Raw genomic sequence first — 13374 nt, forward strand, 5'->3', positions numbered from 1 at the left:
ATATAAGATGAGAAATTTAGCATTGGTGATTGTTGCGCTTTTTACTGCGTTGAGTTTAAAGGCACAAGTAACAACAGATCCTAATCCTCCATACGATAATCAATCGGTTACTATCACTTTTGATGCCGCCGGGGGTAACCAGGGGTTGATAGATTATACAGGCGATATTTATGCTCACACAGGTGTTATTACAGATCAGAGCACATCAACGTCAGACTGGAAATATGTTAAAGCAGATTGGGGTGTTAATGTGCCTGAATGTAAATTAACCAGTGTTGGGAATAATCAATATACGCTCACTATGTCAACTTCCATCAGGGAGTTTTATGGTGTGCCCACTGGAGAGAAGATAGAGCAAATGGCCTTTGTTTTCAGGGCACATGATAATAGCAAGGAAGGGAAAACAAGTGATGGAGGCGATATCTTTGTGGATGTTAGCACTGTTGATCTTACTGTAACTATAGCTGCTCCTTCTGCTTATTCAGTTTTTGAACAGGGAGCTTCCATACCAGTTGAAGTAGAGGCAACCAATGCTACAGAAGTGAAAATATATGTGGATGGTACAGAAGCGGGAGTCGTAGCCGGAAATAGCTTAAGTGCAAATATTACTGCAGGTTTGCCTGGTACTTATGAACTTAAAGCCGAAGCTTCGGATGGAACCAGCACAGTGGAAAAAAGTATTACTTTCTATGTTCGTGAGGCAGTTACAGAAGAGGTTATGCCTTCGGGATTAAAAAGGGGAGTAAATGTAGTGAATGATCATTCAGTGTCGTTTGTTTTATATGCCCCGGAAAAACAATTTGTTCACGTGATAGGGAGCTTTAACAATTGGCAACCATCCAACAATTATTTAATGAAAAGGGATGGAAATAATTACTGGCTTACTGTTGACGGGTTAGATGCTGATACCGAATATGCATTCCAGTTTTATATTGATGGGGAAATCAGGATTGCAGATCCTTATACCAATAAAACCCTTGATCCCCTGGACCAGTATATCCCTGAAAGTATTTATCCTGACTTAATGGATTATCCTTATGATAATACATCTGAGATAGCTTCTGTTTTTAAGATAAATCAGGAAGATTATAATTGGCAGGTTACAGATTTTACCAATCCCGAGGTAGAAAAACTGGTTATTTATGAGTTGCATATCAGGGACTGGACCGCAAATGGAGATATAAAGACCGTTACGGATTCGATAAATTATTTTAAGGAATTGGGTGTAAATGTTATTGAGCTAATGCCATTTAATGAGTTTGAAGGCAATGATAGCTGGGGGTATAATCCATCCTTCTATTTTGCGCCAGATAAAGCTTATGGTACAGCCAACGATTATAAAGAGTTTATTGATGTGTGTCACCAGAATGGGCTTGCTGTCTTGATGGATATGGTACTAAACCATTCATTCGGACAGTCGCCCTTTGCACGTATGTATTTAGATGGAGGCAAGCCTGCGGCAAACAATCCCTGGTATAATCGTGATTCAAATATTGAAAACTCAAGTTTGAGCTGGGGATATGATTTTAACCACGAAAGCCTGGATACAGAAGAATTAGTAGATAGTATTTGCTCTTTTTGGATGAGTGAATATAAAATAGATGGTTTCAGGTTCGACTTTACCAAAGGGTTTTCAAATACGCCGTTTACCATTGCCAGCGATGAGTGGGCCATGGGTCCTGATCCTTCGCGGATAACTATATTAGAGCGCATGGCTGATGAAATATGGAAGCGAAACCCTGATGCTGTTGTGTCGTTTGAGCATTTAGCTGATAATGCAGAAGAAAAAGAACTGGCAAACTATGGCATTTTGTTATGGGGTAACCACAACCATAATTTTTGTCAGACTACCATGGGATATGCCAGTGAGTCAGATTTTTCGTGGGCTTCATATATAAACAGGGGCTGGAATGATGCCCATATTGTTAGCTATATGGAGAGCCATGATGAGGAGCGTGTGATGTATAAAAATGAAAACTATGGCGCATCTTCGGGCAGTTATAATGTAACCGAACTTAAAACAGGTTTGGAAAGATCAGGTGCTGCGGCAGCATTCCTGTTGTCAATTCCCGGACCAAAAATGATTTGGCAATTTGGTGAGCTGGGGTACGATATTTCAATTAACGAAAATGGCAGAACAGGGCGTAAACCCATCAAATGGGAATATTATGAAGACGAGGGACGTAAAGCCTTGTTTGATACTTATAGCAGAATGAATCTTCTTAAAACAACCGAACCCGTGTTTTCAACTACTGATTTTGCTGTGGATGCAAGTGCATTAACTAAAAGGATAGAGTTGAATTATCCTGAGTCTGATGTGCGTTTGGTGGGTAACTTTGACCTTACAGCAAAGGCCATTAAGCCCAATTTTAGTTCAGCAGGCTTGTGGTACGATTATTTTAATGGAGATAGTGTTCAGGTTAGCAACGTGGATATTACTGTAACCCTTGATCCGGGTGAATACAAATTGTATTCGCAAAAAAAACTATATGGTTTTATTCCACACACCTCAATTGGCGATCCTACTTACTTTAAGGATGCTAATATTTCACCTAATCCCACTTCAGATCACTTTACTGTTTTTACAGGTGAAAAACCATTGAGGCAGTTAAAAATAACTACCATCACAGGTAATTTGGTTTTTTATACAGAAGTTACAGATGCTAACCCGCAAATAGATATCAGTTCTTATCCTGCAGGTGTATATTTGGTGCATCTTATTGGTGATGGTAATGGCTATAAGGTGTTTAAGTTGATAAAAAAGAATTGAGTTAGCTTTAGATATTGTTTTATGTATTTCCCAAAGCCTGGCAGGTATTTCTCTTGTCAGGCTTTTGTTATTGTGGTTGACTACCTTAAAAACCCTATTACTACCAGTGTATTGAGAAATTTGTAAATTAGCCTTAATGTGAAAAAAGCAGGAATTAGAATTCATAAGGTTTAAAATGAATACATTAGAAAAAAAAGGGCCGCCAGTAATAATCAAGCGCCTGGAGCCGTCAAGTTGGTGGATTGGCATGAAGGTTCCTGAGGTTCAGCTTTTGGTTTATGGCGTTGGGATTTCTGCATATGATGTAGAAATTGACTATGCAGGAATACGTATTTTAAATATCCATAAGGTACAGAACCCAAACTATCTTTTTGTCGACCTGTTGATTTCAGATAAAGCCCGGGAAGGAAACTTTTCAATAAGGTTAAAGGAGGGAGGCCGGCTGGTGGATTCAGTTTATTTTAACCTGTTGTCACGCGAAGAAGATTCTGCAAATCGTGAAGGTTTTAATTCAGGTGATGCGATATACCTGATTATGCCTGACCGATTTTCGTGTGGTAATCCCAATAAGGAAGTTTTTGCCTCAATGCAGGAGCAGAACAATAGGCGCCTTGAGTATGGCAGGCATGGGGGTGATTTAAGGGGAATATGGAACCATCTGGATTATATTGGAGGATTAGGGTTTACATCTATCTGGTTAAATCCGGTGATGGAAAACAACCAGCCTGAATCCTCTTATCATGGCTATGCGATTACCGATTTTTACCAAATAGATTCCCGCTTGGGAAGTAATGAAGAGTTTAAGGAACTTACCAAAGAGTGTCAAAGGCGGGGCATTAAAATGATTATGGATATGGTTTTTAACCATTGTGGTAACTGCCATTGGTGGATGGATGACCTGCCTATGCCTGACTGGATTAATCAGTGGGAAGAGTTTACAAGATCCAATTATCGCCTGTCTACCATTTCTGATCCATATGTGTCAGATCATGATAAAAAGCTTTCAGTAAAAGGATGGTTCGATACGCATATGCCAGACCTTAATCTGGAAAACAAGTTTTTATTAAAATACATGATCCAGAATAGTATCTGGTGGATTGAGTATGTCGGTTTGGGCGGAATCAGGATGGATACGTTCCCTTATCCGGATAAAAATGCCATGGCCATTTGGGCACAGCGTATTATAAATGAATACCCCAATTTTAATATTGTTGGTGAAGCCTGGATAGGTGAAGCATCAAAATTATGTTACTGGCAAAAAGATTTCCCTAATCGCGATGGATATAATTCATATTTGCCTGCATTAATGGATTTTCCAATGCAAAGTGCCATAAAGCATGCCTTTAATGAGGCTGAAGGGTGGGATCAGGGCATGGCACGCCTGTATAATATGCTGGCTGATGATCATTTGTACCCCGACGCCTGCAATATGGTTGTTTTTGCAGACAATCATGATGAGGGACGTATATTTCATTTTTTAGGTGAGGATATTCGGAAATTAAAAATGGTTCTTACTTATCTGGCAACCATAAGGGGCATTCCTCAAATATATTATGGAACAGAGTTGTTAATGAATGGGGATGGGGCGAAAGGGCATGCTAAAATACGTAAGGATTTTCCGGGAGGATGGGAAAATGACAAAACCAATGCATTTATTAAGAAAGGGCGTACAATAGAACAGAATGAGGTTTTTGCCTTTATCAGCAAGTTGTTTAATTACCGCAAAAGGTCAAATGCCTTAAAGTATGGTAAAACGTTGCATTTTATTCCCGAAAATGGGGTTTATGTGTATTTCAGGTATGTTGAAGGAGATTGCCTTATGGTAGTGTTTAATAACAATGCTAAAGGGGTACAAAATGTTAAAACTAATAGGTTTAAAGAAATACTTTCACAATATAGCAAAGGGAGGAATGTAATTACAGGAAGAAGAATTAATGATTTAACAATGATTAAAATAAAGGCAAAGTCTTCATTGGTAATTGAATTAGGATAACGAACCCAATTAAGTGTATTTCTTATTTTTTTACTGATTGCTTTTAAAAGCGAATTCCCTGTGGCATATACCGGGCATTGTAAAATAAAAAACAGAGCCTTGGTTTATGTTGCTCTCAACCCATAGTTTTCCATTGTGCTTTTCCACAAATTCTTTGCAGATAATCAAGCCTAAACCTGTGCCGGATTCATTTTCTGTTCCATTGGCCGAAACACTTTGCGAAAAATCAAAAAGTTTTTCCTGTTGTTGTGCAGACATCCCAACGCCGTCATCTTTTATTTGAACTGTTATGTAGCCCGGTGGAGTGTGTGGGTCATCTAAAATGCCTGCTAAAACAGAACCTCCTTTGTGGGTGAATTTAATTGCATTTGAGAGTAAGTTTCTCAATATGGTGTGCAACATATGAAGGTCTGCCACCAGCTTAGTGGATTCCGGTATGGAGTTTATTAATTTAATTGATTTGCTTTTTGCATTTTGGTCTACGTGGGTAAACACATGATCGGTAAGCTCCTGCAGGTTTAATTCAATGGGTTTAAACTTGATGGTTCCTTGTTGCGATTGCGACCATAATAGGAGATTCTCCAGTAAACTGTGTGTGTTGTTTAATCCTCCATTAATTAAATTGATGTATTTAAATTTCTCCTCTTCGTTTATTGATTGGTAATCATGAATTAGTATTTCAGACAATCCCATTAAAGAACTAAAAGGCGACTTTAAGTCATGGGCAAGTATCGAAAAGAATTTATCTTTTGAGGCAATGGCTATTTCTAATTCCTTATTTACGTTTTTAAGAGACTCTGTTCTTTGTAAAACTTTCTGTTCCAGTTTGATGTTTTGCTCTTTAACCAATTTTTCTTTCTCTTGTGTTGATTTCAACAATTCATGTTGTGCCATCAGTTTTTCTTCTTCGCTTTTTCGCTTTTCCCATTCGGTTCTCTTCGATAATAAAAACGACAATACAAAAGCTTCAATTAAAGTGGCCCAGGCAACATGGCTCAGTCCAAGAAAATAATTGGGTTGGCCGGTTTGTATGTATGTGGCTTCGGTTAAAACCAACAAAAAATAGATTGCATAGGCAGTAGCAAAGTAGTATCCCATGCGGTTTCCTTTGCGCCCTACAATAAAGCCTACATATCCCATTATAAAAAAAGAAAGGAGGGCATGTGTTGTATTTACCGTAAACATCATTGTTAAGGGTAAAAATGGCCTGACAAAAATGTATAGCAGAAAATAAAATACAATACCCCGTACAAGCTTAAATGTTTTTAGAGCGTATTTTTTTGCTTCTAAAAATACCAGGCAATAAGCCGTTTGCACCGTAACGCCTATTGTAGGAATGGTAACATACCAAAACATCATGTCAACCTTAGGAAACAGGTATAGAATGAATCCATCTAACACCATTGAGGCATAGCATGTGTAAATAAATACCACACAGGCATAGTAAAAATGTAAGCGGTTGCGTAAAGAGATGGCAAAGAAAATGTTGCTTAGGATTACAAAGAACATAAAGCCAAGGTAAAAACCATATCCGATACGGGTTTTGTATGTGTTCACCTCATAGGCCTTTTTTTTCCATATCCTTATGGGTAAAGGGTGTGTTTCTGATAAAACCCGAACATAAAACTCTGAAACATCTGGTGGGATAGGGAAAACCTGAAAATGATGGTTGACTTCTTTTTGGTGCATCGACTTTAAAAAGCCGGCTTCCATCTTAGCAATCTTTCCCGTATGATCTTTATAAAAAAACTCTGCAATAGGTAAGGATGCGTGGGCAATTTCCAAAAGCAGTTTATCGTTAGTTGTGTTTTGTAACGAAAATTTTAACCAATGGATAGAGTTTGTAAAACCAAAATTAATAATGGTTTTGTTTGTATTGAAAAAAAGATCTGCATACGATCCGGCAAAAAGGCTGTCTATAGAATATGCATGGTTGGCGTCTTCCAGGATTTTAACATCCTTTCCCACAATAATGTGGTCCTTGCTGCCATCCCATCTAATGGTTTCTGCATGAACCAGGTTCGATAAAAGACAAAACAGCAGTATTAACTTAAATTTACCTCTCACGTGCCTTCTTTTTTATCCGGATTGCTAATGTATAGCTCAAATATATAAAAATTACGCTTTACATTACCGAAAATAAGGTATATGTTAAAAACCTTTGTGTTTGTTTCCCATAGCCCGCTATGCTTAATAAATATTTATTGGCTCAACCATTTTTTGAATTTTGGGGTTTTCTCTGAAGAAATTATTACATCAAAGGGCAAACCGGGTTGCAGATGTAGTTTTAGTTTACTTTTTGAATATACTATAGCTTCTTTTACTGCATTTATATGAACTATGCATTTTCTGTTTGCCCTAAAAAAAATTCTTGGGTTGATCCTTTCTTCTAATTGCTCCAAAGTGTATGAAATATCGTAATAGTGACCATCATATGTCAGAATGAAAACAGAGCGGTTTTCGGCATAAAAGGCTGCAATTTCACCAACAAGAATCGTCTTGATCTTATCCCTGAAGTGAACCATAAAACGTTCCTGGTAATCCCTGTTTTGTTTGGCTTCAGCCAATAAGGTGTTTAATAATTGATAATTGATGGCTTGGGTGTCGGGTTCCTGGGGTAGATATATTTTCCTGAATTTTTCTATGGCCTGTATCAGCCTGTCCTTTACCAGGGGTTTTAACAGATAGTCAACACTAACTTGCTCAAAAGCTTCAATGGCATACTGGTTAAAGGCTGTAGTAAAAATAATGGGTGTTTCAACTTTTATCTTGTCAAAAATAGAGAAGCTGATCCCATCAGAAAGCTGGATGTCTAAAAAGATCAGATCAACCGTATAGTCGGATAAAAATTGTACTGTTTGTTCAACCGAATCCAGAATGTCCAGGATTTCAAAGTCGGGTGCTATCTGCTCAATAAAAGCTTTGAGTTTGCGGGCCGAAGGCATTTCATCTTCAACAATTAGTACTTTAATCATCTTGTTTTTTTAATAATGGAACTATTACTATATACTCATTGGTTTCTTCCCTGAATTCAGGAAGTCTGTTACCCAATAAACGGTATTTTTCAATAAGGTTTTCCTGTCCTTTTTTTGTGGATATTTCCTTTTCTTTTTTAGGTTGAATAGTGTTTTTAACAATTAGGCATTTGTCGCCTGCTTCAATACTTAATGTTAGAGGGTGCTTACGTGAAACCATATTGTGTTTGATGGCGTTTTCAACCAGTAATTGCAGGGTTAAGGGTGGTATTTGGCAATCCAACTTCTTTTTTACGTTTACTTTGTATTCAAATCCCTCCTCAAACCTGAATTTGTATAAATGAAGATAGTTGTTAATAAAGTCCAGTTCTTCTTCAACACTTACCAGATTGCGTTGGTTTATTTGCAGCACATACCTGTAGGTTGATGCAAAATCCTGGATAAAATGGTCGGCCTTGTTTACGTCCTCATATATCAATGAGGAAAGTACACTTAGATTGTTAAATAAGAAATGATGGTCGAGCTGTTCTTTTAAAGCACTGTATTTAGTGTTGATCTGTTCTTTTTCAAGGCAGGCTATTTTTATGGCAAGTTTATCTTTTTCTTCCATACCCATTATTAATTCAATTAATACCAAAAACAGGGTGTCCATTGCTATGGGTATGATGTACAAAAACTCTTTGCTTGCTGATTTAGGGTCATGACCAAAGAGCCCAAATTCAAACAACAGGTCAATAAACGTCATGCCAATATAAGAATGGACTATTACAAGACCGGCATCAAGAACAAACCTGAGAGCCCAATTTTTATTCCAGTCAAATTTTTTATTAAACCACTTTACAACAAAATAAAATATTGCAACTGTTAGTATGGCGTTAAGTAACGCAATCCAAATACGATTGGAGAAAACTTCCTTAACTTCTTCAATGTTTCTGTATCCAAAAAGTAACATGGCCAATACCGACGATGCCATGATTAAAACAGTGACTAGTGGAATTAAAAATATTCTATATTTAGCTGATGTCATGCTTTTGTTTTTAATTGGATAAATGTGTTCGTTGCCTATGCTTTCCTCGCTTTTTTATTGTACCAGTTCTCCCGTGATTTGTAATAAGTTATATTCTGCAATTTTTGCATTAAAGCGTGCATTGTTATAATTATTTGCAGCGTTCAACATATTTTGCTGTGCTGTTCTAAACTCAATTGATGTTGCGTTCCCCAATTTAAACATCTCTTTGGTTTTATCAAAGTTTAGTTCTGCCTGAGTAAGACTTGTTTGTTGCAGGTCTGCAATGCGTTTTTTGTAAATAAAATCGGTGTAGGCATTGGAAGCATCCCTTTCTAATTGTGATTCTATTTGGCGGGTTCTTTCCTGCTGACTTAAATAGGCTAATCTGGCATTGCTTTCTCTGGTATTTTGTTGGCGGCCATTAAACACGTTAAGTCGTAATGATACCCCTCCTGTTAATCCATCGGTTTGTAAACTGTTTATATCGGATTTTGTGTATTCTGAATTATTATAGGAGTAGGTTCCATAGGCAGAAAGCGTTGGGTACTTTGTGCTCCGGGTTACTTTAAAGTCAAGTTGCGAAATACTTTCCTGTTGTAGTTGCGAAATTAAGGATGAATTGTTTTTTAATGCTTTGGTAGTGACCTCGTCAGACTGGAAGACTTTATTAAAATCAATATGGTCGTCCACATTAAACATTGTCTGAACCGGAATGCCAAGTACTACATTTAAGTCCTTAACCGACATGGCAAGGCTTTGCTCAGCCACCAAAACATTAGCACTATCTGTATTCATGTCAACTTCAGCATTCAATACTTCCAATTGGTTGGCCTGTCCGTATGCTTTCCTGTCAATGGCTTTGGAGTATCGTTCCTTAGATATTTCCATTGATTCCTGAGCCAATTGCAAGTTTTGCTGGTTGCGGCATACTTCGTAATAGCTTTGTACCACTTGAATTATAGTAAGTTCCATCTGCTGTTTAAACAGTGTTTCCTGCATTTTGCTGGTTTGTTTTAGCTTTTTATAGGTATACTGATTGCCAAAACCATCAAATAAAGTATAATCAACACGAACATTGCCATTATAGCTTGTTGTTTCAGCCCCGTCTACAGATACGGTTCCAGTTCCACTGGCAGGATCAGTTTCTGAATTGGTGCTGGAATAGGATGCTCCGCCGTTCAGGGTTACGGATGGCAGCAGTCCGGCGTTACCAATGCTATTGCTGTTTTGGGTTTGCTTCAGTGTATTATCTGCTATTTTTAATTCGTGGTTGTTGGTAAGAGCAACACTGATAGCTTCTTCCAAGGTAAGTTTTTTGCCTGTTTGCTGGGCAAAAGCAGCTGTGGCTACCCCGAGAAATATCAGGGTAGTAAATATAAATGATCTATACATGGTGTTATTCATTTTCAAGGTTGAATTTCATTTCCTTAATCGCAGGTTCCACTTCTTCGTTGGTAAGTTTTCGTCCTTTAATCAGCGATTGGGTTTTTACTTTAAAGTTATTTGTAATGGTAAGCATAACAGGTAACAGAACCAATGTAGTGGTTGTTGCCATAATCATACCGTAGGCCAGTGACAGGGCTACCGGAATAAGGAATCTTGCCTGCATACTGGTTTCCAATACCATTGGGGCCATACCAACAACCGTGGTTAAAGTGGTTAGCATAATAGGACGCAACCTTGATACTCCCGCATCAACAAGGGCATTATGGTATTTCATTCCTGCTTTCAGGTTTAAGTTAAGTGCATTGATCAATACCAAACTATCGTTGATCATTACTCCAACCAAAGCAATCATTCCCATGGCCGACATTAAGCTGATGCTCATGCCATGAATCCAGTGACCCGTTACAACTCCTACGAATGCCAGCGGGATCATAGCGTAAACCAAAATACTTTGGCTTACCGAACGTAATGTTAAAACCACAATAGCAAACATTAATAAAAGTACAACCGGAATAACCACTTTTGCCGAATTTGCCACTTTATCAGTTTCTCTTTTTTGTCCATCATATACCGGTCTGATTCCCGGATATTTTTCAACTAAAGGAGTTAATACTTCTTTTTTAATTTTAGCCATTACATCCGGCAAAGAAGCTTTGGGATTGGTCAGGTTGGCCTCAACCTGAACTTCTTTCTCAAATGAAAGGTGTCGGATGCTAGATACTCCGTTAACGGTTTTTAAAGTAGCCAGTTCGGTTAAGGGGTAAGCCACGCCATTGCCCAATCGTATTTTCATATTTTCTAGCTGGCCGATGTTTCTTCGGTTTTCAAGATCGTATCTGACCCATACTCTAACTTCATCCTTGCCCCTTTGCAAACGTTGTGCCTCGCGACCAAAAAATGCGTTTCGTACCTGGCTGATTACATCATTATATGAAACACCAAGTCTCAGAGCTTTATCCTTTAATGTAATTTCAATTTCCCGATTCCCGACTGGGGCATTATCCGAAATATCTGTCAGCTCTGGTCTGTTTTTAAGAATGAGTTTTAATTCTTCTTTGGCAGCCTGCAGTTCATTATTGTTATCACTCACAAGGCTAAGCATAAACGGTTTTCCAAAAGGATTGAATCCTTCAAATTGAAAAGTTTCTGCACCTGGTATTTCACCAACTTTGTTTCTGATGTTGGCAATAACATAATCTGTAGTTGAGTTTCTGCTTTCTGCATCAACAAGTTGAACACTTATTATTGCAGAACTCCCGGAGCCGGAAAATTTTTCATAAACCTTATCAACAATATCAACCTTTTCATTGCCTTGATCTTTAAGCTCGTTGTTGACTTCCCAAATGGCTTTGGTAATTTTATCGAGTGATAATTGGGTGATATCATCTTCGGTACCGGAAGGCATTTTTAAGGTAATAGTAAAATTATCGCCTTCAACCTGAGGGAAGAAAGTAGAGGTCACAACACGGCTTTTTACCAATCCGATAGATAAGATAAATAGTGCTGTAAATATTGCCAGAGTAATTGTTCTGTGGCTAATGGTCCATTGAATGAAAGGGCGGTAATACCTTTCTGCAAAAACGATAACCCAACGCTCTGCCCAGCCCATATATTTTTTCCAGATGGTGCTGTCGTTTTTAGTTAAAGCCTTTGAGTGAGCCAGGTGGGCAGGGAGGATAACCAACCCTTCTATTAAGGATACAAAAAGAATAAAGACTACAATTACAGATACCTCTTTAAACATGTCTCCCAACCTGCCATCAAGGAAGATGAAGGATGAAAATGCCAGCATAGTGGTTATCACCCCTGAAACTACTGCAGGTGTTACTTCCAGGGTACCGTCAATTGCTGCCTGTATTGGCTTTTTGCCCAGCGACCAGTGTCTGTATACATTTTCAGCAATTACAATAGCATCATCAACCAATATACCAAGTACCAATATCAAACCAAACAACGATAACATATTGATGGTTACTGTAGTGAGCGGTAGCATGATAAACATGCCAAATAATGAGAATGGAATACCAACTGCTACCCAAAAGGCTATCCGCGGGTTTAGGAACAGAGAAAGAAACAACAGCACCAAAAGGATTCCCATTCTTCCGTTTCTGAAAAGTAAGTCGATACGCTGGTTTAGCGTTACACTCATATCGTTGTTAACTTCTGCAGTAAACAAGTCCTGGGAGTTGTTATATCTTTCCAGGTATTCTTTAATCTTGTCTGTTGAAGTTAAAATGTCTTCTTTAAATGTGTTGTCAATAGTAAAAACTACGGCTTGCTTACCATTGAACATGGCCTGCGACGGACTGTCCTTCCACATATCTTTTATGGTAGCTACATCTTTGATTCTGATAATACCACCATCGGCCGTATTTCTGATAACGATGTCTTCGAGTCCGTGGCTGTAATACTCACGGTTGCGTACCCTTATATAAAATTCTTCCTCACCATCCTTGATGCTGCCCCCTGTCATAATCAGGTTGGTGGAGGAAATGGCGTTGGCTATTTCGTTGAAAGTGAGTTGGTAGGCCTCAAGCTTTTTTTCGTTTAATAAAATGGCAATTTCCTCATCCGGATATCCTCCAATAGTAATCTTAGAAACTCCAGGCATCATCAATAGATCTCGCTCTATTTCCCGGGCTGTTGATTTGAGTTGTTTTAGTGTGACGTTTTTATTGTTGCGTGCTGTTATAACAAACGACATGGCGCGGTTTACATCATCGTGCTTGTAGGTAACAACAGATTCAATTGATACAGGGAAAGATGAGATGCGGTCAACCTCGTTTTTTACTTTAATCAACGCTTCATCCATATCGGTACCTTTCTCCATTTCAATTGTAACGGTACCCATGTTTTCTCGTGATATGGAAGTAACTCTCTCCATTCCTTCCAAACCCTTAATGTTTTCTTCAATTTTAAGAATGGCCCCTTCTTCAACCTCTTCGGGTGAAGCTCCCGGGTAAACTATATCTACATAAATATTTCGGGTGGGTACGTTGGGGAAGAAGTTTCGCTGCATTCCTATTAAGGCTATTATGCCAAACAGGAATATCATTACCATTATCAGGTTAACTGCTAATGGAAACTTTATAAAATAGGATACAAATTTTTTCATGCTTAACAAAAAAAGAACACAGAATGCGCTTTAATTCAGTTTGTTTACTGTGTTAAAGTGTTGTGG

The 13374-nt window shown here is 38.3% G+C and carries 7 protein-coding genes; 2 read left to right on the forward strand and 5 right to left on the reverse strand.

Annotation, left to right across the window (positions count from 1 at the left end; genetic code table 11):
• The first annotated feature begins 7 nt into the window (after positions 1-7).
• Both OM074_RS07315 and OM074_RS07320 read left to right on the forward strand, forming a co-directional pair.
• Entirely contained in the window at positions 8-2770 is a 2763-nt protein-coding gene (locus tag OM074_RS07315) for an alpha-amylase family glycosyl hydrolase (RefSeq protein WP_301198803.1), read from the forward strand.
• A 175-nt stretch (positions 2771-2945) separates the two neighbouring features.
• Positions 2946-4763: a glycoside hydrolase family 13 protein gene (locus tag OM074_RS07320; protein ID WP_301198804.1), complete on the forward strand. Its 1818-nt coding sequence runs from the start codon at positions 2946-2948 to the stop codon at positions 4761-4763.
• 30 nt (positions 4764-4793) lie between these two features.
• Here OM074_RS07320 and OM074_RS07325 read toward each other — a convergent pair whose 3' ends face one another.
• The 5 genes from OM074_RS07325 to OM074_RS07345 form a co-directional block, all read right to left on the reverse strand.
• Positions 4794-6830, reverse strand: a complete 2037-nt coding sequence (locus OM074_RS07325) for a sensor histidine kinase (protein WP_301198805.1) — start codon at positions 6828-6830, stop codon at positions 4794-4796.
• Positions 6831-6964: 134 nt separating this feature from the next.
• Positions 6965-7738 carry a LytR/AlgR family response regulator transcription factor gene (locus OM074_RS07330; protein ID WP_301198806.1) on the reverse strand — a complete coding sequence of 258 codons (774 nt, stop codon included), beginning with the start codon at positions 7736-7738 and terminating at the stop codon, positions 6965-6967.
• Complete coding sequence (locus OM074_RS07335; protein ID WP_301198807.1) at positions 7731-8765, reverse strand: sensor histidine kinase; 1035 nt, start codon at positions 8763-8765, stop codon at positions 7731-7733. The genes OM074_RS07330 and OM074_RS07335 overlap by 8 nt, the downstream gene beginning before the upstream one ends.
• 54 nt (positions 8766-8819) lie before the next feature.
• Positions 8820-10139 (reverse strand): TolC family protein, encoded by a 1320-nt coding sequence (locus tag OM074_RS07340; protein WP_301198808.1) that lies wholly within the window; start codon positions 10137-10139, stop codon positions 8820-8822.
• Between the two features lie 4 nt (positions 10140-10143).
• Positions 10144-13308, reverse strand: a complete 3165-nt coding sequence (locus OM074_RS07345; protein WP_301198809.1) for an efflux RND transporter permease subunit — start codon at positions 13306-13308, stop codon at positions 10144-10146.
• Positions 13309-13374: the final 66 nt, after the last annotated feature.

It is taken from the genome of Plebeiibacterium marinum, from assembly GCF_026013615.1.
Taxonomy (GTDB): domain Bacteria; phylum Bacteroidota; class Bacteroidia; order Bacteroidales; family Marinilabiliaceae; genus Saccharicrinis; species Saccharicrinis marinus_A.